Raw genomic sequence first — 23,573 nt, forward strand, 5'->3', positions numbered from 1 at the left:
CGGTGTTAAGCCGAAACGGTCTGTTCAGGTGTCTGTGTCGTGATTTTCGAGGCGTCCACCGGGTTGCTGATGTTGACCGCGTGCAGGCCTTTGGGGCCCTGGATGATATCGAATACGACAGATTGCCCGGCTTTCAGGGTTTTATAACCATCCATTTTAATGGTTGAGTAGTGGGCAAACAGGTCTTCTGTCTTGCCTTCCTCGTTGATGAATCCGTAACCCTTGGCATTGTTGAACCACTTCACCTTGCCGACAGCCATACCCATATCCCTCTGCAACAGACTCCATCACTGGAGTATCATCCAGTACATCCGCAGTCGAATCTGTAAATAAGATTGACTCCGCGGACCTTTTTTACCCACTGTGGGCTCTATTGGTTGTAACACCGTTTTGCCGATAGTCAAGCTGACCGGGCAGTCGGAGTTGAAAACGCTGATAGCCGCCCCCACCACTGTATTTGAACCACTGACGAACCTTTCTTTCCATGCATGCAATCAGCCAGATTCGACTAACATTCAATCAGGATCACCCTGATTTACACGACGACGATTCCACAGGCATTGCTGTTCAGGAGGCAAAGCCTGCGCTACAGGCGCCGCCGATGTACAAGGTGGTTTTGTTCAATGATGACTACACACCGATGGATTTCGTCGTCGAAGTGCTCGAGGTGTTTTTTAACCTGAATCGCGAGCTGGCGACCAAGGTCATGCTGGCCGTCCACACGGAAGGGCGGGCAGTATGTGGAGTGTTTACCCGCGACATCGCGGAGACCAAGGCCATGCAGGTCAACCAGTACGCCAGGGAAAGCCAGCATCCGCTACTCTGTGAAATCGAGAAGGACGGTTAATCGCCGACCACTTGGGTATGAGGTGAAGCTATGTTAAACCGCGAGCTCGAAGTCACCCTCAATCTTGCCTTCAAGGAGGCCCGTTCGAAGCGTCATGAGTTCATGACCGTCGAACACCTCTTGCTGGCCCTATTGGACAATGAGGCTGCCGCCACCGTTTTGCGTGCGTGCGGCGCAAACCTCGACAAACTCAAGCATGACCTGCAGGAGTTCATCGACTCCACCACGCCATTGATCCCGGTTCATGACGAGGATCGTGAAACCCAGCCAACCCTGGGCTTCCAGCGTGTACTGCAACGTGCTGTGTTTCACGTACAGAGCTCGGGCAAACGCGAAGTGACTGGTGCCAACGTACTGGTCGCGATCTTCAGTGAGCAAGAGAGTCAGGCGGTGTTCCTGCTGAAACAGCAGAGCGTTGCCCGTATAGATGTCGTCAACTACATCGCCCATGGCATTTCCAAGGTGCCGGGGCATGGCGATCACTCTGAAGGTGAGCAAGATATGCAGGACGACGAGGGTGGTGAGTCTTCTTCCTCGGGCAATCCCCTGGATGCTTATGCCAGCAACCTCAATGAACTGGCGCGCCAGGGTCGTATCGATCCGTTGGTGGGGCGTGAGCTGGAAGTCGAGCGTGTCGCGCAGATCCTGGCGCGTCGGCGTAAAAACAATCCGCTGCTGGTGGGCGAGGCCGGCGTGGGTAAAACCGCGATTGCCGAAGGCCTGGCCAAGCGCATTGTCGACAACCAGGTGCCGGACCTGCTGGCCAATAGCGTGGTTTACTCCCTCGACCTGGGTGCCTTGCTGGCCGGTACCAAATACCGTGGCGATTTCGAGAAGCGCTTCAAGGCGTTGCTCAATGAGCTGAAAAAGCGTCCGCAGGCGATCCTGTTCATCGACGAGATCCATACCATCATTGGTGCGGGTGCCGCGTCCGGTGGCGTCATGGATGCCTCGAACCTGCTCAAGCCGCTGCTGTCCTCGGGTGATATCCGTTGCATCGGTTCGACCACCTTCCAGGAATTCCGCGGCATCTTCGAGAAGGACCGTGCCTTGGCCCGGCGTTTCCAGAAGGTCGATGTGTCGGAACCTTCGGTGGAAGACACCATCGGTATCCTGCGCGGTCTCAAAGGGCGCTTCGAACAGCATCACAATATCGAATACAGCGATGAAGCCTTGCGCGCCGCTGCCGAACTGGCTTCGCGCTATATCAATGACCGGCACATGCCGGACAAGGCGATCGATGTGATTGACGAGGCGGGTGCCTACCAGCGCCTGCAACCGATCGAAATGCGCGTTAAACGCATCGAAGTGCCTCAGGTCGAGGACATCGTCGCGAAAATCGCGCGGATTCCGCCTAAGCACGTCACCAGCTCCGACAAGGAATTGTTGCGTAACCTTGAGCGTGACCTGAAGTTGACCGTGTTCGGTCAGGATGCCGCGATCGACTCGCTGGCGACTGCGATCAAGCTGTCCCGTGCCGGCCTCAAATCCCCTGACAAGCCTGTCGGTTCGTTCCTGTTCGCAGGGCCTACCGGTGTCGGTAAAACCGAGGCGGCGCGTCAGTTGGCCAAAGCGTTGGGCGTCGAGCTGATTCGCTTCGACATGTCCGAGTACATGGAGCGCCACACCGTATCGCGTCTGATCGGTGCGCCTCCGGGGTATGTCGGGTTCGATCAGGGCGGTCTGCTTACCGAGGCCATCACCAAGCAGCCGCACTGCGTGCTGTTGCTCGATGAGATCGAGAAGGCGCATCCGGAAGTCTTCAACCTGCTGCTGCAGGTCATGGACCACGGTACGCTGACCGATAACAACGGGCGCAAGGCGGATTTCCGTAACGTGATCGTCATCATGACGACCAACGCCGGTGCCGAGACCGCAGCCCGCGCTTCGATCGGTTTCACCTATCAGGATCACTCCTCCGATGCGATGGAAGTGATCAAGAAGAGCTTCACGCCGGAATTCCGCAACCGTCTGGACACCATCATCCAGTTTGGTCGCCTCAGCCATGAGGTCATCAAGAGCGTGGTGGACAAGTTCCTTACCGAGCTTCAGGCGCAGCTGGAAGACAAGCGTGTGTTGCTGGAGGTCACCGATGCGGCCCGCAACTGGCTGGCCGAAGGTGGTTACGACGCGGCGATGGGTGCTCGCCCTATGGCTCGCCTGATCCAGGACAAGATCAAGCGTCCGCTGGCGGAGGAGATTCTCTTTGGCGAACTGGCCGAACATGGCGGTGTGGTACACATCGACATCAAGGACGGCGAGCTGACCTTCGAGTTCGAGACCACGGCCGAGATGGCCTGACGTTCAAAAGCAAAACAGAAAGGCGCCGAGAGGCGCCTTTTTGTTGTCTGCGAAATGCACATCAAGACCTGTGGGAGCGAGCTTGCTCGCGATGACGGCGTGTCAGCTTGCACATTTCTTGAATGTGCCACCCTCATCGCGAGCAAGCTCGCTCCCACAGGGGGGTATCAAATCGCGCACAAACAAAAACGCCCGGCATAAGCCGGGCGTCTTGTATTGACTTGCGTAGCGAGTGGGCCCTATCTCTGTAGGAGCGAGCTTGCTCGCGATGTTCGTCAATGATGATGCGGGGACTCTGACTTGACGCGGTGCCCTCAGGTTTTTCGCGAGCAAGCTCGCTCCTACCTTAGCGAGCGCGGTAAGTGATGCGCCCTTTGCTCAAGTCATAGGGAGTCAGCTCTACGCGCACTTTGTCGCCGGTAAGAATACGGATGTAGTTCTTGCGCATCTTGCCGGAGATGTGCGCGGTTACGACGTGCCCATTTTCCAACTCCACGCGAAACATGGTGTTGGGCAGGGTGTCGACGACAGTGCCTTCCATTTCGAAGCTGTCTTCTTTCGACATGCAGTAAAGCCCTCGGTGTCCAGTGAATGGCCCGGTGCAACTGCGCCAGGCAAAAGCGGCGTGCATTGTGCCCGAAAAGTGGGGTTCAAGCCAAGGGGTTTAGGGTGCGCTCTAGTTCAGGACGACCCAGCGCTGGTTAACCAGCAGCTCAATGGGGCGATACTGGGTCTTGTAGTTCATTTTTTTGCAGTTTTTGATCCAGTAGCCCAGATAGACCGCATCCAGCCCCAGGCGCCCGGCCTCGGCGATCTGCCAGAGGATCGCGTAGCGTCCCAGGCTGCGACGTTCTTCGTTGGGTTCATAGAAGGTGTACACCGCCGACAGACCGTTCGGCAGAAGATCGGTGACGGCGATCGCCAGCAACCGGCCGTCGAGACGGAATTCGTAGAACCGGGAAAACGGCAGGTCGCGCACCAGGAATGTGGAAAACTGATCGCGGCTGGGCGGGTACATGTCGCCGTCGGCATGCCGTTGTTCGATGTAGCGCTGATAAAGATCGAAATACTCTTCGTTGAAACCTGGCTTGGCGGGGCGTACCTGCAAGTCGGCGTTGCGCTTGAAGATGCGTTTCTGCTGACGGTTGGGGGTGAATTGCGCTACAGGAATGCGCGCCGGAACGCAGGCATTGCAATTCTGGCAATGCGGCCGGTAGAGATGATCGCCACTGCGACGAAACCCCATCTCCGACAGGTCTGCGTAGACATGCACATCCATGGGCTGGCTAGGGTCGAGGAACAGGGTTGTGGCCTGCTCCTCGGGCAGATAACTGCAAGAGTGCGGCTGAGTGGCATAGAACTTCAAACGCGCCAACTCGGTCATGATCAACCCTCGGGGTAGTGCTTTGGATTAAGTGTAAGCCACGCTGGCAAAAGTCGCTCAGCAAACCCAGGTGGCAGAGTTGGGTTGGTCCAGGTGCCTGACCAGATAGTTGGCAAACTCGCGGCGGGGTATCGCCCGGGCTCCGAGACTGTGCAGGTGGTCGGTGGGCATCTGGCAATCGATCAGTACAAAACCGGAGTCTTTCAGATGCCGGACCAGGGTGGCAAAGCCGAATTTCGAGGCATTGTCCGTGCGGCTGAACATGGACTCGCCAAAAAACAACTGGCCCATCGCCAGGCCATACAAGCCGCCGACCAGTTCGTCCCCGTCCCACACTTCCACCGAGTGCGCGTGACCACGCCTGTGCAGCTCTATGTAGGCGTCCTGCATCGCGTCGGTGATCCAGGTGCCGTCGGCGTGATCCCGGGGGGCGGCACAGGCGCGGATGACGGCGGCGAAGTCCTCGTCAAAGGTCACTTGATAGCGTTGCTGGCGCAGCAGTTTGTTCAGGCTGCGCGAGACGTGCAATTCGTCGGGAAACAAAACCGTGCGCGGGTCCGGAGACCACCAGAGGATCGGCTGGCCTTCGGAAAACCATGGAAAGCACCCGTGGCGATAGGCGTTGATCAACCGATCAGCGGACAGATCACCACCGGCAGCCAGCAACCCGTTGGGGTCGCGCATGGCCTTTTCCAGTGGTGGAAAGGTCAGGGAGTTGCGTTGTAACCAAGTCAGCATGGCATCCGGGCTTGTAGAAGGGGAGGGCAGTGGCGGGTGTTGGCCCGACGTAAAGTTTGCCTTCAAACGGCAGGAATGTCGTCGAGGTATTTTTCGGCGTCCAGCGCCGCCATGCAACCGGCACCGGCAGACGTAACGGCCTGGCGATAAACGTGATCGGCCACGTCGCCGGCGGCAAACACACCCGCAATCGCCGTGGCGGTAGCATCGCCTTCGCTGCCGCCCTTGACCAGCAGATACCCGTCGCGCATCTCCAGTTGGCCTGTGAACAGGTCGGTGTTGGGTTTATGGCCGATGGCGATAAACACCCCGGCCAGAGGCAGCTCCTTGGTTTCACCCGTTTGGCTGTCCCGCAGGCGGGCGCCGGTCACGCCGCTGGCATCGCCCAGCACTTCGTCCAGATTCTGGTTCCAGTGCAGGCGGACATTGCCGTTGGCGGCTTTTTCGAAGAGTTTGTCCTGGAGGATCTTCTCCGAGCGCAGCTTGTCGCGCCGATGGACCAGGTGCACTTCCTTGGCGATGTTCGACAGGTACAAGGCTTCTTCGACCGCCGTGTTACCGCCGCCGACCACCGCAACCACCTGATTGCGATAGAAAAATCCATCGCAGGTCGCGCAGGCCGAAACCCCTTTGCCGGCAAATGCTTCTTCCGACGGCAGGCCCAGGTATTGCGCGCTCGCGCCGGTGGCAATGATCAGTGCATCGCAGGTGTAGGTTCCGCCATCGCCGATCAGCTCGAACGGCCGTTGTTGCAACTTGGCAGTATGGATGTGGTCGTAAATGATCTCGGTGGCAAAGCGCTCGGCGTGTTTTTGCATGCGGTCCATCAGGACCGGCCCGGTCAGGCCTTCGACGTCGCCTGGCCAGTTATCCACTTCGACGGTGGTGGTGAGCTGGCCACCAGCCTGTATGCCGGTAATGACAACGGGTTTGAGGTTGGCGCGGGCGGCATAAACGGCTGCGCTGTAACCGGCAGGGCCGGAGCCCAGGATAATCAGGCGTGAATGCTTCGCTTCGCTCATAAAAACACCTCATAAGCCTTTGTCACAAAAGAGAATGCATGCTCAAATTGAACGGCATGTCATGTGCTGTTGACTATGCTACACCCAAGGGTCTCAAGCATGGCGTCGTGCGTACAAACCCGTACAATGCCCTGCTATATTCAGTGCGCGCCGTGTTTATAAAAACCGGGGCGCAGTGTTAAAAGTAGTCCCGGTTACGCGTGTTAACTTTTTACCTGCCTGGATTGGGTAGTTTTTTGGCAGTTTTTATAGACATTCACCAGATGGACGCGCCCATGGCGCAGGAAAAGTAGCGTTTTGAAGAAATCCACCGCAGCACCTAAACCAGCCGTCGTTCCGCTCTGGCGCCAGCACTTGCACTACCGACTCAAGGAAGGTGCGCTGATCGCTATCGGTGCCTTGTGCCTGTTCCTGATGATGGCCTTGTTGACCTATGGCAAGGATGATCCGGGCTGGAGTCATAACAGCAAGATCGACGACGTGCAGAACTTCGGCGGGCCAGCGGGCTCCTACAGCGCCGATATCCTGTTCATGGTGCTGGGTTACTTTGCCTACATCTTCCCGTTGCTGCTGGCGATCAAGGCGTACCAGATCTTCCGTCAGCGTCACGAACCGTGGCAGTGGAGCGGCTGGCTGTTCTCCTGGCGCCTGATAGGGCTGCTGTTCCTGGTACTGTCGGGCGCCGCTCTGGCCCATATCCATTTCCATGCCGCGACCGGTCTGCCGGCCGGTGCGGGAGGAGCGCTGGGCGAAAGCCTCGGCGACCTGGCCAGGAACGCCCTGAACATCCAGGGCAGTACACTGCTGTTCATCGCGTTGTTCCTGTTCGGCCTGACCGTGTTTACCGACTTGTCGTGGTTCAAGGTGATGGACATCACCGGCAAGATCACCCTCGACCTGTTCGAACTGTTCCAGGGCGCGGCCAATCGCTGGTGGGCGGCCCGTACCGAGCGCAAACAACTGGTTGCCCAGTTGCGCGAAGTCGATGATCGTATGGATGAAGTGGTCGCGCCGACCGTCACCGACAAGCGCGAGCAAGCCAAGGTCAAGGAGCGCCTGATCGAGCGTGAGCAAGCCCTGAGCAAGCACATGTCCGAGCGCGAGAAGCAGGTGCCACCGGTGATTGCGCCCGCGCCGCCAAAGCCTGCCGCACCGAGCAAACGCGTCGAAAAAGAGAAGCAGGCGCCGCTGTTCGTCGACAGCGCGGTGGAAGGCACCTTGCCGCCGATCTCGATTCTTGATCCTGCGGAAAAGAAACAGCTCAATTACTCGCCTGAATCCCTGGCTGCAGTTGGCCACTTGCTGGAAATCAAGCTCAAGGAATTCGGCGTTGAAGTCGCAGTGGATTCGATTCACCCGGGCCCGGTGATTACCCGTTACGAAATCCAGCCGGCTGCCGGCGTAAAAGTCAGTCGCATCTCCAACCTGGCCAAGGACCTGGCCCGTTCCCTGGCCGTGACCAGCGTGCGCGTGGTGGAAGTGATTCCGGGCAAGACCACGGTCGGTATCGAGATCCCCAACGAAGACCGGCAGATCGTGCGTTTCTCCGAGGTGCTGTCGACCCCCGAGTACGACAACTTCAAATCCCCGGTCACCCTGGCCCTGGGCCATGACATCGGCGGCAAGCCGGTCATCACCGACCTGGCGAAGATGCCGCACCTGCTGGTGGCCGGTACCACCGGTTCCGGTAAGTCGGTGGGCGTGAACGCGATGATCCTGTCGATCCTGTTCAAGTCCGGCCCGGAAGACGCCAAGCTGATCATGATCGACCCGAAAATGCTTGAACTGTCGATCTACGAAGGTATTCCGCACCTGTTGTGCCCGGTGGTCACCGACATGAAGGACGCCGCCAACGCCTTGCGCTGGAGCGTTGCCGAGATGGAGCGACGCTACAAGCTGATGGCCAAGATGGGCGTACGGAACCTGTCGGGCTTCAACGCCAAGGTCAAGGAAGCCCAGGACGCAGGCGAGCCGTTGAGCGATCCGCTGTACAAGCGCGAAAGCATCCACGACGAAGCACCGCTCCTGCAAAAGCTGCCGACCATCGTGGTGGTGGTCGACGAATTCGCCGACATGATGATGATCGTCGGCAAGAAGGTCGAAGAACTGATCGCCCGTATTGCGCAGAAAGCTCGTGCGGCCGGTATCCACTTGATCCTCGCGACCCAGCGTCCGTCGGTGGACGTGATCACCGGTCTGATCAAGGCCAACATCCCGACTCGCATGGCGTTCCAGGTGTCGAGCAAGATCGACTCGCGGACCATCATCGACCAGGGCGGTGCAGAACAACTGCTGGGCCACGGTGACATGCTGTACATGCCGCCGGGTACCAGTCTACCGATTCGTGTTCACGGTGCTTTCGTGTCCGACGATGAGGTTCACCGCGTGGTGGAAGCCTGGAAGCTGCGGGGCGCACCGGAATACAACGACGACATTCTCAATGGCGTCGAAGAGGCGGGCAGCGGCTTCGAAGGCAGCAGCGGTGGCGGCGACGGAGACGATCCCGAGGCCGACGCGCTGTACGACGAAGCGGTGCAGTTCGTGCTGGAAAGCCGTCGCGCCTCCATTTCCGCGGTTCAGCGCAAGCTGAAGATCGGCTATAACCGCGCCGCGCGCATGATCGAAGCCATGGAAATGGCCGGGGTCGTGACGTCCATGAACACCAACGGTTCGCGTGAAGTCCTGGCCCCTGGGCCGGTGCGCGACTGACCCGAGTATGAAAGGAGTGGCACCCTTTGGCGCCGCTCGCACTCCCACGAATGTTATGAGGACTCCCATGCGTCTGATCCGCATGCTGTTGCTGCCGGTACTGGCTTTGACCACGCTCTCGGCTCACGCCGATGACAAGGACGTGGCGCGCCTGACCCAACTGCTGGAAAAATCCCAGACCCTGACCGCACGTTTCTCGCAACTGACCCTTGATGGTACCGGCACCCAGTTGCAGGAAACTGCCGGCGAGATGTCGCTGCAGCGTCCGGGCTTGTTCTACTGGCACACCGATGCACCGGCCGAACAGACCATGATCTCCGATGGCAAGAAAGTCACCCTGTGGGACCCGGACCTGGAGCAGGCCACCATCAAGAAGCTCGACCAGCGCCTGACCCAGACACCAGCGTTGCTGCTGTCCGGTGACGTGTCCAAGATCAGCCAGAGCTTCGACATCAGTGCCAAGGAAGCCGGAGGCGTAATCGACTTCACCCTCAAGCCGAAGACCAAGGACACGCTGTTCGACAGCCTGCGTCTGTCGTTCCGCAACGGTCTGGTCAACGACATGCAGTTGATCGACAGCGTTGGCCAGCGTACCAATATCCTGTTCACCGGGGTGAAGGCCAACGAGCCGATCCCGGCGTCCAAGTTCAAGTTCGACATCCCCAAGGGTGCGGATGTGATCCAGGAATAAAGTGCAGAACTTCTGTAGGAGCGAGCTTGCTCGCGATAAACCCGTGCACGCCGCGGGGTGTCAGGCTTACAGCGTTATCGTTGGCGACCATCGCGAGCGAGCTCGCTCCTACAGGATCGGCATCAGACCCAGTGAGGTTTCATAGGTAGTGATGGACCTGTTTGGAAGCACCCCGATCGCCCAGCCCTTGGCCGCCCGCTTGCGTGCGGCCAATCTGGACGAGTACGTCGGTCAGGAACACGTGCTCGCTCGCGGCAAGCCCTTGCGCGAAGCCCTGGAGCAGGGTGCCCTGCACTCGATGATTTTCTGGGGGCCACCCGGGGTGGGTAAAACCACGCTGGCGCGATTGCTCGCGGAAGTCTCGGATGCGCACTTCGAAACGGTCTCGGCAGTGCTGGCCGGGGTCAAGGAGATCCGTCAGGCGGTGGAAATCGCCAAGCAGCAGGCCGCGCAGTACGGCCGCCGCACCATTTTGTTCGTCGATGAAGTGCATCGCTTCAACAAGTCCCAGCAGGATGCGTTCCTGCCCTATGTCGAGGACGGCACGCTGATCTTCATCGGCGCGACCACGGAAAACCCTTCGTTTGAACTCAACAACGCCTTGCTGTCGCGAGCGCGCGTCTACGTGCTCAAGAGCCTCGACGAAGCGGCCTTACGCAAACTGGTGCAGCGCGCGCTGACCGAAGAGCGGGGCCTGGGCAAGCGCAACCTGACCCTCAGCGATGAAGGCTTCCAGATGCTGCTGTCGGCCGCCGATGGCGATGGCCGGCGCCTGCTCAACCTGCTGGAGAACGCCTCGGACCTGGCCGAGGACAACAGTGAAATCGGCACCGAACTCCTGCAAAGTCTGCTCGGTGACACCCGCCGCAGGTTCGACAAGGGCGGCGAAGCGTTCTACGACCAGATTTCCGCGTTGCACAAGTCGGTTCGCGGCTCCAACCCCGACGGCGCGTTGTACTGGTTCGCACGCATGATCGACGGCGGTTGCGACCCGTTGTACCTGGCCCGGCGCGTGGTGCGCATGGCCAGCGAAGACATCGGCAATGCCGACCCGCGCGCCCTGAGCCTGTGCCTGGCGGCGTGGGAAGTGCAGGAACGCCTCGGCAGCCCGGAAGGTGAGTTGGCGGTGGCCCAGGCCATCACCTATCTGGCCTGCGCGCCGAAAAGCAACGCGGTGTACATGGGCTTCAAGACTGCATTGCGCGCCGCCGCCGAGCACGGCTCGCTGGAAGTGCCGCTGCACCTGCGCAACGCACCGACCAAGCTGATGAAGCAGTTGGGCTATGGCGATGAATACCGTTACGCCCACGATGAGCCGGACGCCTATGCCGCCGGAGAAGACTATTTCCCGGAAGAACTCGACCCGATTCCGTTTTATCAGCCCGTGCCTCGTGGGCTGGAGCTGAAGATCGGCGAAAAGCTCAATCACCTGGCGAAACTCGACCGTTTAAGCCCCCGGCAGCGGAGAAAGTAGTGCTTGCCTTGATCGTTGCGGTTTCCGTTGGCGGGATCGCCGGCACGTTGTTGCGCTTCGCCACGGGCAACTGGATCAATGCGAATTGGCCGCGGCACTTCTATACCGCGACGCTGGCCGTTAATATCGTGGGCTGTTTGCTGATCGGTGTTCTATACGGTCTGTTTTTGATACGCCCGGAGGTGCCTTTTGAGATTCGCGCCGGGTTGATCGTTGGCTTCCTCGGGGGGCTGACGACTTTTTCATCCTTTTCACTGGATACGGTGCGCCTGCTGGAAAGCGGGCAAGTGCCGCTGGCCCTGGGCTATGCGGCGCTCAGCGTATTCGGCGGGCTGCTTGCCACCTGGGCCGGCCTGTCCTTGACCAAACTTTGATAAACGAGAAACCGACATGCTCGATTCCAAACTGTTACGTAGCAACCTTCAGGACGTAGCGGACCGCCTGGCATCCCGTGGCTATACCCTGGATGTTGCGCGCATCGAAGCGCTGGAAGAACAGCGCAAGACCGTCCAGACCCGCACCGAAGCACTGCAGGCTGAACGTAATGCGCGCTCCAAATCCATCGGTCAGGCCAAGCAGCGCGGTGAAGACATCGCGCCGCTGATGGCGGACGTCGAGCGCATGGCGGGCGAATTGAGCGCCGGTAAAGTCGAACTGGACGCGATCCAGACCGATCTGGACTCGATCCTGCTGGGTATCCCCAACTTGCCGCACGAATCGGTACCGGTTGGCGACGACGAAGACGGCAACGTCGAAGTGCGCCGCTGGGGCACCCCGACGGCCTTCGATTTCCCGGTTCAGGATCACGTGGCCCTGGGCGAGAAGTTCGGCTGGCTGGACTTCGAAACTGCCGCCAAGCTGTCCGGCGCCCGTTTCGCCTTGCTGCGCGGCCCGATCGCTCGCCTGCACCGCGCCCTGGCACAGTTCATGATCAACCTGCACGTCACCGAGCACGGCTACGAAGAGGCCTACACGCCTTATCTGGTCCAGGCACCGGCGCTGCAAGGCACCGGTCAGTTGCCGAAGTTTGAAGAGGACCTGTTCAAGATCGCGCGCGAAGGCGAAGCCGACCTGTACCTGATCCCGACCGCCGAAGTGTCGCTGACCAACATCGTCGCTGGCGAAATCGTCGACTCGAAACTGCTGCCGATCAAGTTCGTCGCCCACACACCGTGCTTCCGCAGTGAAGCCGGCGCATCGGGTCGTGACACTCGTGGCATGATCCGCCAGCACCAGTTCGACAAGGTCGAGATGGTGCAGATCGTCGAGCCGTCGAAGTCGATGGAAGCGCTGGAAGGCCTGACCGCCAACGCCGAGAAAGTCCTGCAACTACTGGAGCTGCCTTATCGCACCCTGGCGCTGTGCACCGGCGACATGGGCTTCAGTGCGGTCAAGACCTACGACCTGGAAGTGTGGATCCCGAGCCAGGACAAGTACCGCGAGATTTCGTCGTGCTCCAACTGTGGCGACTTCCAGGCCCGTCGCATGCAAGCGCGTTTCCGCAACCCTGAAACCGGCAAGCCGGAACTGGTGCACACCCTGAACGGCTCCGGCCTGGCGGTGGGGCGTACACTGGTGGCGGTGCTGGAGAACTATCAGCAGGCCGACGGTTCGATCCGAGTGCCTGAAGTTCTCAAGCCGTACATGGGTGGCCTTGAGGTCATCGGCTAAATGAACTATCTGCCGCTGTTTCACAACCTTCGCGGCAGTCGTGTGTTGGTCGTCGGTGGAGGGGAAATTGCCTTGCGCAAATCCCGCCTGCTGGCCGATGCCGGTGCGCTGCTGCGGGTGGTTGCACCTGAAATCGAAGCGCAATTGCGCGAACTGGTTGCCGGCAGCGGCGGCGAGTGCCTGTTGCGTGGTTATGCCGAGGCGGATCTGGACGGTTGCGGGCTGATCATTGCCGCTACCGACGACGAGGCGCTGAACGCACAAGTCTCCACCGATGCCCATCGGCGTTGCGTGCCGGTCAACGTGGTGGACGCGCCGGCCCTGTGCAGCGTGATCTTCCCGGCCATCGTCGACCGTTCCCCATTGATTATCGCGGTGTCCAGTGGCGGCGATGCGCCGGTGCTGGCGCGTTTGATCCGCGCCAGGATCGAAACCTGGATTCCTTCCACCTTCGGTCAGTTGGCCGGGCTGGCGGCGCGTTTTCGTCATCAGGTCAAAGGCCTGTTTCCGGATGTGCAGCAGCGTCGGGCGTTCTGGGAAGATGTTTTCCAGGGCCCGATTGCCGATCGGCAACTGGCCGGGCAGGGTGGTGAAGCCGAGCGTTTGCTGCAAGCCAAAATCGACGGTGAAGCGCCAGTGGCCACTGGTGAGGTTTATCTGGTGGGCGCAGGTCCAGGCGATCCCGACCTGCTGACGTTTAAGGCATTGCGTCTGATGCAGCAAGCCGACGTGGTGCTGTATGACCGCCTGGTAGCGCCGGCGATTCTCGAACTGTGCCGTCGCGACGCCGAGCGGGTTTACGTCGGCAAGCGCCGTGCCGACCACACGGTGCCGCAGGATCAGATCAACCAGCAATTGGTGGATCTGGCCAAACAGGGCAAGCGTGTGGTGCGATTGAAGGGTGGCGATCCGTTCATCTTCGGTCGTGGCGGTGAAGAGATCGAAGAGCTGGCGGCCAATGGCATCCCGTTCCAGGTCGTGCCAGGGATCACGGCGGCCAGCGGTTGTGCGGCCTACGCCGGGATTCCGCTGACCCATCGCGATTACGCGCAATCGGTACGCTTTGTCACCGGGCACCTGAAAGACGGCTCAACCGATTTGCCGTGGGCCGATCTGGTCGCGCCGGCACAAACCCTGGTGTTCTACATGGGGTTGGTGGGCTTGCCGGTCATTTGCGAGCAGTTGATCAAGCACGGTCGCGGCGCTGATACCCCGGCGGCGTTGATCCAGCAGGGCACCACGGTCAATCAGCGAGTGTTTACCGGCACCCTGGCGGACCTGCCGCGGCTGGTGGCGGAGCATGAAGTGCATGCACCGACATTGGTGATCGTCGGTGAAGTGGTGCAACTGCGCGAGAAACTGGCGTGGTTCGAAGGGGCTCAGGGGCAGGTCTGAGGACCGAGTCGCCCTCTTCGCGAGCAAGCCCGCTCCCACATTGGATTCGTGAACGACACAAATCCCCTGTGGGAGCGGGCTTGCTCGCGAAGAGGCCCGCACATTCACCGCAAAGTCCAGATCAAACTCAGGCTCTGCGCCAAACCCCTTTCCCGCTCAACCGCTCCCGATCATGGGGCGCGGTGAAGTCCTGGGCCGGGCCTTTCGGCACCACACCCGTCGGGTTGATGGTGCGGTGACTGGCGTAGTAGTGGTTCTTGATGTGGGTGAAATCCACCGTCTCGGCGATCCCCGGCCACTGATAAATCTCGCGCAACCAGTTCGACAGGTTCGGATAATCTGCAATCCGCCGCAGATTGCACTTGAAGTGCCCGTAGTACACCGCATCGAAGCGAATCAGTGTGGTGAACAGACGGATGTCCGCTTCGGTCAGGTATTCGCCAGCCAGGTAACGGTTGGCGCCGAGTAACAGCTCCAGTCGATCCAGCTCGGCAAACACATCGTCGAAGGCTTCTTCATAGGCCTGTTGCGACGTGGCAAACCCGGCGCGATACACGCCGTTGTTCACCGCCGGGTAAATCCGCTCGTTCAGCGCATCAATTTCACCCCGTAGTGGCGCGGGGTAGAAGTCCAGGTCATTGCCGGTCAAATCATTGAAGGCACCATTGAACATGCGGATGATTTCCGACGATTCATTGTTGACGATGCGCTTTTGCTGTTTGTCCCACAGCACCGGTACGGTGACGCGGCCGGTGTAGTCGGTGGCATCGGCGGTGTAGCGCTGGTGCATGAAGTCGAAGTGATCGAGCTTGTCGCCGGTCGAGCCCAGGTGCCGGTCGAAGGTCCAGCCGTTTTCCAGCATCAACCAACTGACCACCGAGACGTCGATCAGCTTTTCGAGGCCTTTGAGTTTGCGCAGGATCAGCGTGCGATGAGCCCATGGACAGGCCAGGGACACGTACAGGTGGTAGCGCCCGGGCTCGGCCGCAAAACCACCGACGCCGGTCGGTCCCGGTTTGCCGTCAGCGGTCAGCCAGTGGCGGCGTTGCGCCTGTTCGCGCTGGAACGCGCCGTCCTTGCTGCTTTCATACCACTTGTCCTGCCAGCGGCCATCGACTAACAAACCCATGTTCAAGACTCCCGAAACCCATAATCGTTGCAGTTGAGTCTATTCCGATGAGTTCGAACAAAAAGCGCAAAGATCGGGCGTGAATGATCAGTTAAATCGATTTGTCCCGCGCCGCCCAGTATTTTTCTGCGGTTTCGAAGGCCTGTTCGCGACTTTGTCCGAGGCCACGCAAGGCCAGGGCCATGGTCGAGATCAGGGCCATTTGCGGGTAGCTGTCGACCACATCACCACGCCACACCGCTTTCATATGTTCAGGTTCAAGCGAGGCGGGTTTGACGTGACGCTGCGCGGACAACTGCGGCCATTCCTCATCCCAGCTCTCGCCACCGCTCGTACCGTACAGGTGGCTGTCGGCGTCCGGGTTGATCTCGATTTCGCCGCCATCGCCCTTGATCACGATGGCGGTATCACCGAGCAGGCCGCTGGCATCGCGGTGCACGGCCTGGTAGCCAGGGTGGAAAATGCTTTGCAGGCCGCAACGCGCACCCAGCGGATTGAGAATCCGCGCCAGCGAGTGAATCGGCGAGCGCAAGCCCAGGGTATTGCGCAGGTCGATCATCCGTTGCAACTGCGGTGCCCAGTCCACCAGTGGCATGAAGGCCAGTCCGCCGTTATCCAGCGCCGTGCCGACCTGTTGCCAGTTGCGGCACAGCGGGATGTTCAATTCGCCCAGCAGTTGCTCGGTGTACAACCGGCCAGCCGTGTGGGCACCGCCGCCATGCATGAAAATCCGCAAGCCATTCTGCGCCAGACACTTGGCCGCCAGCAGAAACCACGGCAGATGACGTTTCTTGCCGGCATACGTCGGCCAATCCAGATCCACCGCCAATGCTGGCGGATTCAGGCGCTCACGCAAGGCTTCGGTGAACCCGGCCATTTCCTCGGCGCTTTCTTCCTTGTGCCGCAACAGCATCAGGAACGCCCCGAGCTGGGTTTCCTCGACCTTTTCATCGAACACCATGCCCATGGCTTCGCGGGCCTCAGCCCGGGTCAGATCGCGGGCGCCGCGCTTGCCTTTGCCGAGGATTCGCACGAATTGGGCGAACGGGTGCTCGGCGGGCGTTTCGAGGGTCAGTGCTGGGTAATCAGTCATAAGCAATTCGTCGGTTTGGGCAGGCCCGCCAGTTTCGCGGCGAGTTTGGCGGGAGTGCCTTTGAACAGGCGGTTCAGGTGCAGGCTGTTGCCTTTTTCCGGGCCGAGTTTCAGGGCGGTGTACTTGATCAACGGGCGGGTGGCCGGTGACAGCTGGAATTCGGCGTAGAAACTGCGCAGCAGTTCGAGGACTTCCCAGTGTTCGGGCGTCAACTCGATGTCTTCGGCAGCCGCCAGGGCACTGGCCACATCGGCGGACCAGTCATTCAGTTCGACCAGGAAACCGTCCTTGTCCAGCTCGATGGCGCGGGCGCCAACCGTCAATGCATTCATAGCCAACTGTTGACCTTGTCGTAGTGAATCGACAGTTCGACGAAGGCCGGGTAATCGATGGCCAGGGCCCAGTCTGGAACCACAAGTGCACGGGCCTGGGCATCTTCGGCCAGGACGAACAGTTTCAGGCCACGTGCGCTGAGCGCAGCGAACGGCGCGGTGCCTGGCTGCAACGCATAGGCTGCATCACCGGACAACAGCAACCCGTCGTTGGCGCCGATCACGCGCAGGCAACTGGTCAGGCGTTCGTCGCCGAACGGGGAATGAGACAACACATGCAAAGTCGACATCAGAGGGTGATCACCTGGTCGTAACGATCAATGAGGGCGCTGATTTCGTGGGCGGCCAACACTTGGGCTTCTTCCAGCGACAGGCCGCTCGGGTCCAGGCCGCGCTGGGTGATGCTGTCGCCACAGGCAAACAGTTCCTCGACACCGAACATCGGCAGGGCCTGCAGATTGGCGCTCAGGTCTTTCTGTTGCAAGGCCTTGGCGTTCTGACTGGCGGCCAGCTGGAACACGCCGTCATCGAGAAACAACAGGCCAATCGGCAGATCGAAGGCACCGCCGGCCAGCACGATATCCAAAGCTTCCCGCGCGCCCGGGCCGGACCATGGCGACTGGCGGCTGATGATCAACAGGGACTTGGCCATGTCATGCGCCTCCGAAACAGATCAGGCGGTCGGCATCCTGCACCGCGTCATGCAATTGGCCGAGACCGGACAACTCCCACGGCGCGGCGACGGCTACAGCCTCGCGCTGATAGCGCTTGGCCTCTTCTTCATTCAAGACACCACGACGCAAGGCGGCGGCGATACACACCACGCCATCAAGTTGATGGTCGCTGACGAATGTGCGCCATTGCTTGGGCAAGTCCAGTTCATCCTGGGGTGTGACCACGCTGCCGGATGCGTTGTAGACGCCATCCTGGTAGAAAAACAGCCGGACAATCTCATGCCCGCCGGCCAGCGCCGCTTGGGCGAACAGCAAGGCGCGGCGCGAGGAGGGCGCATGGGCGGCGGAAAACACGGCGATGGCGAACTTCATGACAGACTCGATCAGCGAAACTGCGGCCATGATAAAGCTTTATCGCCGGGGCGGCCAAAGTGATGTTGTCTGTGCGGGCCTTATCGCTGGCAAGCCAGCTCCTACAGTAGATCTGTGGCGACATACCCTGTAGGAGCTGGCTTGCCAGCGATAGCGGGCTAAAGTCAACGCGGCATATACCCCAACTGCCAGCGCCGCGGGATCTTCAACGACAACACCCCGAGCCCGGCAGCCAACAGGCCACTGGCAAACAACGCCTTGAGCCCCAAGTGATGTTCCAGCACGGCACCGAGTACCGCGCCAGCGAACATGCCGGTCCAGGGGATCAGTTGCACGCGCCAGCCATTACGGCGCTCGCCGAGCATCCAGCGTCCCAGTCCGCGGCCGAAGCGCGACAGGGCGCCTGTCACGTAGGTCAGGCCGACCGGTAGGCCATTCACTTCTTCTACCGCGGCGTTGAGCATTCCCATGGCGATGATCGCTGCCAGCAGTGCGGGCAGTTGCGCATCGAAAGGCCAGGCTGCGGCGGCGCATAACAACGTGGCAATGCTCAGCAACAAGGGCAACGCTCGGCGGCCACCTAGCCGGCTGACGATAATGCCCAGCGCGTTGCCGACGATGAAGGTGGCGATGAGGATCACCAGGCGCAGGGTCAAGCCAAGGTCGCCAGTGCTGATGGCGACAGCCATCCGGGTGGTATTGCCACTCATGAACGAGACGAAGTCGCCGCTGGCCATGAAGCCGATGGCGTCGGTCATGCCGGCGAGTACCGAGAGCATGGCCACCAGGCTCAGGCCTATGCGCCCGCGCCATTTCTGCGTGTGCAAGTGACCGGGGCTGGCGTGGGGCCTGGCGGTGTTGGGCAGCATCGGCGATGGTATCCCTGAACAGTGCTTAGGGTTTTATCCCATTCAACTCGCAATATTCCAGCCAGTCCATGCCGGCCATTTCTGCCACTTCCCGGTGCACTTCCAGGCGCTGCGCCTCATAGTCCCGGGACGTGGCGGCGGTTAATTGCAACGTCAGTTCCCAAGCGAACAATTTCTGGCGTTCCGCTTCAGCTTCAAACGCTTCGTGCAGTCGTTCCTCGCGATACTGGGCCGCCGTTTCGCCCTTGGCCTGAGCCAACAGCGGGTTGAGGTGGTCGAGTTCTTCGCGCAATTCGGGGCGCGCATCGAGAAACTTCTTGAGTGCTAGCTCATGCTGCAGTTCGGTTGCCGCCATGGTCGCTCCTTGAGTGGGGATTACGAAGACTGCTTCTTGCTGGCCTTGGCCGCTGCTGCCAGGCATTCAAGGGCAAACTGTTCGGTATAGGTCATCTGGATTGGTGTGGTTTCGCCTTTGACGGTTCTTTCGCCGTTGAGGATGTAGCGAATCCGCTTGTCGGTGACACCGATTCGCTTGGCGATCCATGAAGGCGTCTGACCGATCTGGCTGATCAGCTTGTCGGCATATTCAGCGGTCGGTTTGTAAAACTCGGCATTGGGTGTCATCAGAATTCCAGTGATAGGCGCGATGCGGCGGTATTGGCGCGACAGGGTGCGCGAATCGTTGCGCGGTGTCGCGGTATAAATGCAGTAAAGCAGAACGATACGGGCTGCCGGGGTGATAAAGTCCGCTTTTTCCTGATGAGTGAATGCAATGCGATTTCTGATGGTGGCGCTGGCCGTGACGTTGCTGGCGGGATGCGCGGGTTCGGCGATGAACGATGCCCGCACCAAGGCCCCGTACAAGACCCTGAACTCGGAAAAACCGGCAAAAGACGTCGCCCAGTGCGTGCAGTTTTCCTGGCAGGACGAGGCCGTGTTCGGTGTCGATGCCGCGGCGTATTTGCAGGCAGGCGGGAAGGGCGTCACTACGGTTTACACGCGTTCGGCAGAGTCTTTCGTCGACGTGACCACCGATGCCTCGGGCACGGCGTTGAGCTACTACGCGCAGAAGGACGATTTCGTGGCCAAGCGCCGGTTGGCGGCGTTGGCGACTTGTTTGTGATCTGACGCTGTACCCCCTGTAGGAGCGAGCTTGCTCGCGAAAAAAATCGGAACGCCGCGGGGTGTCAGGCACCCAGCGTTTTCGTTGACGACCATCGCGAGCAAGCTCGCTCCTACAGGTATTGTGTCGAGTCAGTAAATCAGGCGCTTCTGGAAGAAGAAGTGCTTGTGGCCCGGCGGATAGTCGGCAATGTGCCCGATCTCGCTATAGCCGCATTTCTTGTAGAACTCCGGTGCCTGGAATTCAAAGGTGTCGAGCCACAGCCCGACGCAGCGCCGTTCCCGCGCCAGGTCCTCGGCCATCTGCATCAGCTTCGAGCCCATGCCCTGTCCCCGCGCCTGTTCCGGCACCACCAGCAAGTCGATGTACAGCCACTGGTAAAAAAATCGGCCATGCAGGCCGCCGAGGATTTCGTCGTTGTCGTCGCGCACCAGCAAGGCGATGTGCTCAGGCACGTTACCTTCGGCCTTCGAGCCGTTGTACGCGCGCAATGGCTTGAGGATCGCCTGGCGTTGTTCTTCCGTGGGGTTTTGCGACAGTTCGATACGCAGGTTCATGGCTATATCCATATGGCATTGAAACCGCAGCCTATCCCGCTTGCAGCGATTGATCCATCCCCGGAAAAGTTGAACCGTCGTCAACGCGCCGCTTGCTTGAGGGGGCAAGCGCTGTTCGTTTTCATTTAACATGTGGACCCTCAGACAAGTAACAGGACGCGTTGTCATGTCGAACACAGCCGAGCGGGTCAACATCCTTGAGTCTCAGGTGTTGTCCCACGACTGGTACCTGCTCAGGAAAATCACCTTCGATTACCGCCGCAACAACGGCGAGTGGCAACGCCAGGCGCGAGAGGTCTACGACCGTGGCAACGGCGCGGCGATTCTGTTGTACAACCGCGAAAAGAGAACCGTGGTACTGACCCGGCAATTTCGCCTGCCGGTGTTCGTCAATGGCCACGATGGGCTGTTGATCGAAGTGGCGGCGGGGCTGCTGGAAGGCGCCGCACCCGAAGACCGCATCCGCGATGAGGCGGAGGAAGAGACGGGTTACCGCGTGCACCATGTGCAGAAGGTGTTCGAGGCGTACATGAGCCCCGGTTCGGTGACGGAAAAACTGCACTTCTTCATCGCTGAGTACGATGCGGCCTCCAAGGTCAGCGACGGTGGTGGGCTGGAGGCGGAAACCGAGGAACTGGAAGTGCTGGAATGGCGTTTCGACGACGCGCTCGAAGCGTTTTACCGCGGCGAGATCTGCGACGCCAAGACCATCATGCTGTTGCAGTATGCGGCGATGAAAAATCTGTTCCCCCAAGCATGATCAAAAGCCTGGCAGGCGTGCCGTGCCGGGCCATTGCCCACCCTCCAGCGTCAGCAACAGCTCCTTCGCCTCAAGTCCCCCGGCAAACCCGGTCAGCTTGCCCGACGCGCCAATCACCCGGTGACACGGCGCCACGATCGATATCGGGTTCTTGCCATTCGCCGCGCCCACCGCCCTGACCGCTGCCGGGTTGCCGATCTGCTCGGCGATCTGGCTGTAGCTGCGGGTCTCACCGAACGGGATGGTCAGCAGCGCCGCCCAGACCTTCTTCTGAAATTCCGTGCCGGCAAAATCCAGTTCCAGTTCGAAGCGATCGCGGGTGCCGGAAAAATACTCGCCCAGCTGCGCAGCCGTGCGCACCAGGATCGGGTTGTCCGGCGCTTCGCTCATCGGTCCGAGGCGCACCCGACCGGGTTTGTCGTTTTCCCAGAGGATAGCCGCCAGTCGTGAACCGTTCGCGACCAGCTTCAACTGGCCGACAGGTGAAGCCACAGTGGTGCAGGTATAGGTCATGCCAGGGCTCGCACGAAATGGCTGAACAGGCGTTAAGGATACTGTCTCGACGGGGAGGCGCAATACGTAATCCCGACCATACTTGGCTACGGCTTTTGAAGCGTTTTCCTACGAAATAACAAGAAGAGACCGACTCATGAAGTATGAACCTTTTGCCAAATCGCTGATTGCGACCTCATTGGCACTCAGCTGTCTGACTGCTCACGCCGCCTCCGTGGCCCCGGCTACGGGAGAAAACGGCATGGTGGTCACGGCCCAGCACCTGGCCAGCCACGTGGGCGTGGATGTGCTCAAGAACGGCGGCAATGCTGTCGATGCGGCGGTCGCGGTCGGCTATGCGCTGGCGGTGGTGTACCCCGCGGCTGGTAACCTCGGTGGCGGCGGTTTCATGACCATTCAACTGGCGGACGGGCGCAAGACCTTCCTCGACTTCCGTGAAAAAGCCCCGCTGGCCGCTACCGCCAACATGTACCTGGACAAGGAGGGCAACGTCGTTCCCGACTTGAGTACCCGTGGCCATCTGGCCGTAGGTGTGCCGGGCACCGTTTCGGGGATGGAACTGGCGCTGTCCAAGTACGGCACCAAGCCGCGCAAGGAAATCATCGCCCCGGCCATCAAGCTGGCCGAAGACGGTTTCGTGCTGGAGCAGGGGGATGTCGATCTGCTGGACTACGCCACTGACATGTTCAAGAAGGACATGAAGGATTCCGGCTCGATATTTCTCCATAACGGCGAGCCGATGCAGGTCGGCCAGAAACTGGTGCAAAAGGACCTCGGCAAGACCCTGCGGGAAATCTCCGAGAAAGGCGCCGACGGTTTCTATAAGGGCTGGGTCGCCGACGCTATCGTCACCTCCAGCCAGGCCAACAAGGGCATCATCACCCAGGCCGACCTCGACAAATACAAGACCCGCGAACTGGCGCCCATCGAGTGCGACTACCGTGGCTATCACGTCGTTTCCGCACCGCCACCGAGCTCCGGCGGCGTGGTGATCTGCGAGATCATGAACATCCTCGAAGGCTATCCGATGAAGGATCTGGGCTACCACTCGGCCCAGGGCATGCACTATCAGATCGAGGCGATGCGCCACGCCTATGTGGACCGCAACAGCTACCTGGGCGACCCGGATTTCGTGAAGAACCCGATTGCCCACCTGCTGGATAAAAACTACGCAACCAAGCTTCGCGAAGCGATCAAGCCACAAAAAGCCGCGGTATCCAGCGAACTCAAGCCCGGCGTAGCGCCCCATGAAGGCAACAACACCACGCATTACTCCATCGTCGACAAATGGGGCAACGCAGTGTCGGTGACCTATACCCTCAACGACTGGTTCGGTGCTGGCGTGATGGCGAGCAAGACCGGGGTCATCCTCAACGATGAAATGGACGACTTCACTTCGAAAGTCGGCGTGCCGAACATGTACGGCCTGGTGCAGGGCGAGGCCAACGCCATCGCGCCCGGCAAGGCGCCGCTATCATCCATGAGCCCGACCATCGTCACCAAGGACGGCAAAGTGGTGATGGTGGTCGGTACGCCGGGTGGCAGCCGCATCATCACCGCGACCTTGCTGACCATGCTCAACGTGATCGACTACGGCATGAACATCCAGGAAGCAGTGGATGCGCCGCGTTTCCACCAGCAGTGGCTGCCGGAGGAAACCAACCTGGAAGCCTTCACCACCAGCCCGGACACGGTGAAAATCCTCGAAAGCTGGGGCCACAAGTTCGCAGGTCCCCAGGACCCCAACCACCTGGCGGCGATCCTGGTCGGCGCGCCGTCCCTGGGTGGTAAACCGGTGGGCAAGAACCGTTTCTACGGGGCGAACGACCCACGGCGTAACACCGGGTTGTCGCTGGGTTATTGAGGCTTGTATCCGCAAGGGGACGGGCTTATGTTCGTCCCCTGATTCCTCGACACTT

Annotated in this window: 27 protein-coding genes; 11 read left to right on the forward strand and 16 right to left on the reverse strand. The window is 60.1% G+C overall.

Going from position 1 to position 23,573, the window contains the following annotated elements; translation table 11 throughout:
- Positions 1-5: 5 nt before the first annotated feature.
- On the reverse strand, positions 6-260 hold the full coding sequence (gene cspD, locus ACEN8Z_RS12700; RefSeq protein ID WP_008000855.1) for a cold shock domain-containing protein CspD: 255 nt from the start codon (positions 258-260) through the stop codon (positions 6-8).
- Positions 261-484: 224 nt separating this feature from the next.
- On the opposite strand from cspD, the gene clpS reads away from it, so the two are divergent.
- Positions 485-847 carry an ATP-dependent Clp protease adapter ClpS gene (gene clpS, locus ACEN8Z_RS12705; protein WP_033052565.1) on the forward strand — a complete coding sequence of 121 codons (363 nt, stop codon included), beginning with the start codon at positions 485-487 and terminating at the stop codon, positions 845-847.
- A 30-nt stretch (positions 848-877) separates the two neighbouring features.
- Entirely contained in the window at positions 878-3,148 is a 2,271-nt protein-coding gene (gene clpA / locus ACEN8Z_RS12710; protein WP_008000854.1) for an ATP-dependent Clp protease ATP-binding subunit ClpA, read from the forward strand.
- A 346-nt stretch (positions 3,149-3,494) separates the two neighbouring features.
- Here clpA and infA read toward each other — a convergent pair whose 3' ends face one another.
- From infA to trxB, 4 genes are all read right to left on the reverse strand, one after another.
- Positions 3,495-3,713, reverse strand: coding sequence for a translation initiation factor IF-1 (infA, locus tag ACEN8Z_RS12715; protein WP_002553999.1), 219 nt, complete (start codon positions 3,711-3,713; stop codon positions 3,495-3,497).
- Between the two features lie 111 nt (positions 3,714-3,824).
- Positions 3,825-4,532, reverse strand: coding sequence for an arginyltransferase (locus tag ACEN8Z_RS12720; RefSeq protein WP_008000853.1), 708 nt, complete (start codon positions 4,530-4,532; stop codon positions 3,825-3,827).
- A gap of 57 nt (positions 4,533-4,589) precedes the next feature.
- Entirely contained in the window at positions 4,590-5,270 is a 681-nt protein-coding gene (gene aat, locus ACEN8Z_RS12725) for a leucyl/phenylalanyl-tRNA--protein transferase (protein ID WP_277529938.1), read from the reverse strand.
- Positions 5,271-5,332: 62 nt separating this feature from the next.
- The gene (gene trxB / locus ACEN8Z_RS12730) at positions 5,333-6,292 is read right to left on the reverse strand and encodes a thioredoxin-disulfide reductase (protein WP_008000849.1); all 960 of its coding nucleotides are present in this window, start codon (positions 6,290-6,292) and stop codon (positions 5,333-5,335) included.
- A gap of 297 nt (positions 6,293-6,589) precedes the next feature.
- Between trxB and ACEN8Z_RS12735 the strand changes: the two genes are divergently transcribed.
- The 6 genes from ACEN8Z_RS12735 to cysG all read left to right on the forward strand — a co-directional run bounded on the left by ACEN8Z_RS12735 (position 6,590) and on the right by cysG (position 14,232).
- Complete coding sequence (locus ACEN8Z_RS12735) at positions 6,590-9,001, forward strand: DNA translocase FtsK (RefSeq protein WP_277529934.1); 2,412 nt, start codon at positions 6,590-6,592, stop codon at positions 8,999-9,001.
- A 67-nt stretch (positions 9,002-9,068) separates the two neighbouring features.
- Positions 9,069-9,692: an outer membrane lipoprotein periplasmic chaperone LolA gene (gene lolA, locus ACEN8Z_RS12740; protein ID WP_223461587.1), complete on the forward strand. Its 624-nt coding sequence runs from the start codon at positions 9,069-9,071 to the stop codon at positions 9,690-9,692.
- 151 nt (positions 9,693-9,843) lie between these two features.
- A complete protein-coding gene (locus ACEN8Z_RS12745; protein WP_495597862.1) occupies positions 9,844-11,166 on the forward strand; it encodes a replication-associated recombination protein A in 1,323 nt (440 codons plus the stop codon).
- Complete coding sequence (crcB, locus tag ACEN8Z_RS12750) at positions 11,166-11,540, forward strand: fluoride efflux transporter CrcB (protein ID WP_008000841.1); 375 nt, start codon at positions 11,166-11,168, stop codon at positions 11,538-11,540. Before ACEN8Z_RS12745 ends, crcB begins: the two co-directional genes overlap by 1 nt.
- Before the next feature lie 16 nt (positions 11,541-11,556).
- The gene (serS, locus tag ACEN8Z_RS12755) at positions 11,557-12,837 is read left to right on the forward strand and encodes a serine--tRNA ligase (protein WP_442099689.1); all 1,281 of its coding nucleotides are present in this window, start codon (positions 11,557-11,559) and stop codon (positions 12,835-12,837) included.
- Positions 12,838-14,232: a siroheme synthase CysG gene (gene cysG, locus ACEN8Z_RS12760; protein ID WP_495597863.1), complete on the forward strand. Its 1,395-nt coding sequence runs from the start codon at positions 12,838-12,840 to the stop codon at positions 14,230-14,232.
- Between the two features lie 127 nt (positions 14,233-14,359).
- On the opposite strand, the gene ACEN8Z_RS12765 is transcribed toward cysG, so the two are convergent.
- From ACEN8Z_RS12765 to ACEN8Z_RS12805, 9 genes are all read right to left on the reverse strand, one after another.
- A complete protein-coding gene (locus ACEN8Z_RS12765) occupies positions 14,360-15,361 on the reverse strand; it encodes a glutathione S-transferase family protein (RefSeq protein WP_495597864.1) in 1,002 nt (333 codons plus the stop codon).
- Between the two features lie 91 nt (positions 15,362-15,452).
- Positions 15,453-16,454: a glycosyl transferase family protein gene (locus ACEN8Z_RS12770; RefSeq protein ID WP_495597865.1), complete on the reverse strand. Its 1,002-nt coding sequence runs from the start codon at positions 16,452-16,454 to the stop codon at positions 15,453-15,455.
- On the reverse strand, positions 16,451-16,786 hold the full coding sequence (locus ACEN8Z_RS12775) for a TusE/DsrC/DsvC family sulfur relay protein (protein WP_015094405.1): 336 nt from the start codon (positions 16,784-16,786) through the stop codon (positions 16,451-16,453). Before ACEN8Z_RS12775 ends, ACEN8Z_RS12770 begins: the two co-directional genes overlap by 4 nt.
- Positions 16,783-17,076: a sulfurtransferase complex subunit TusB gene (tusB, locus tag ACEN8Z_RS12780; protein ID WP_495597866.1), complete on the reverse strand. Its 294-nt coding sequence runs from the start codon at positions 17,074-17,076 to the stop codon at positions 16,783-16,785. Before tusB ends, ACEN8Z_RS12775 begins: the two co-directional genes overlap by 4 nt.
- Positions 17,076-17,438, reverse strand: a complete 363-nt coding sequence (gene tusC / locus ACEN8Z_RS12785) for a sulfurtransferase complex subunit TusC (protein WP_008000828.1) — start codon at positions 17,436-17,438, stop codon at positions 17,076-17,078. Before tusC ends, tusB begins: the two co-directional genes overlap by 1 nt.
- Position 17,439: 1 nt before the next feature.
- A complete protein-coding gene (gene tusD / locus ACEN8Z_RS12790; protein WP_495597867.1) occupies positions 17,440-17,832 on the reverse strand; it encodes a sulfurtransferase complex subunit TusD in 393 nt (130 codons plus the stop codon).
- A gap of 164 nt (positions 17,833-17,996) precedes the next feature.
- Positions 17,997-18,701, reverse strand: coding sequence for a YoaK family protein (locus ACEN8Z_RS12795; RefSeq protein ID WP_495597868.1), 705 nt, complete (start codon positions 18,699-18,701; stop codon positions 17,997-17,999).
- Between the two features lie 25 nt (positions 18,702-18,726).
- Positions 18,727-19,056, reverse strand: a complete 330-nt coding sequence (locus tag ACEN8Z_RS12800; RefSeq protein ID WP_008000822.1) for a DUF6388 family protein — start codon at positions 19,054-19,056, stop codon at positions 18,727-18,729.
- A gap of 20 nt (positions 19,057-19,076) precedes the next feature.
- On the reverse strand, positions 19,077-19,325 hold the full coding sequence (locus ACEN8Z_RS12805; RefSeq protein WP_008000820.1) for a hypothetical protein: 249 nt from the start codon (positions 19,323-19,325) through the stop codon (positions 19,077-19,079).
- A 148-nt stretch (positions 19,326-19,473) separates the two neighbouring features.
- Here ACEN8Z_RS12805 and ACEN8Z_RS12810 point away from each other — a divergent pair, with 148 nt between their 5' ends.
- Positions 19,474-19,824: a hypothetical protein gene (locus tag ACEN8Z_RS12810; protein ID WP_495597869.1), complete on the forward strand. Its 351-nt coding sequence runs from the start codon at positions 19,474-19,476 to the stop codon at positions 19,822-19,824.
- A gap of 131 nt (positions 19,825-19,955) precedes the next feature.
- On the opposite strand, the gene ACEN8Z_RS12815 is transcribed toward ACEN8Z_RS12810, so the two are convergent.
- Positions 19,956-20,381, reverse strand: coding sequence for a GNAT family N-acetyltransferase (locus ACEN8Z_RS12815; protein ID WP_033052504.1), 426 nt, complete (start codon positions 20,379-20,381; stop codon positions 19,956-19,958).
- Between the two features lie 166 nt (positions 20,382-20,547).
- On the opposite strand from ACEN8Z_RS12815, the gene ACEN8Z_RS12820 reads away from it, so the two are divergent.
- On the forward strand, positions 20,548-21,141 hold the full coding sequence (locus tag ACEN8Z_RS12820; protein ID WP_495597870.1) for an NUDIX domain-containing protein: 594 nt from the start codon (positions 20,548-20,550) through the stop codon (positions 21,139-21,141).
- Here the strand turns inward: ACEN8Z_RS12820 and ACEN8Z_RS12825 are convergent, their stop codons facing one another.
- Positions 21,142-21,654 (reverse strand): methylated-DNA--[protein]-cysteine S-methyltransferase, encoded by a 513-nt coding sequence (locus ACEN8Z_RS12825; RefSeq protein WP_495597871.1) that lies wholly within the window; start codon positions 21,652-21,654, stop codon positions 21,142-21,144.
- Between the two features lie 136 nt (positions 21,655-21,790).
- Here ACEN8Z_RS12825 and ggt point away from each other — a divergent pair, with 136 nt between their 5' ends.
- Complete coding sequence (ggt, locus tag ACEN8Z_RS12830) at positions 21,791-23,518, forward strand: gamma-glutamyltransferase (protein ID WP_495597872.1); 1,728 nt, start codon at positions 21,791-21,793, stop codon at positions 23,516-23,518.
- The last annotated feature ends 55 nt before the right edge of the window (positions 23,519-23,573 follow it).

Source organism: Pseudomonas sp. Pseusp10, from assembly GCF_059492225.1.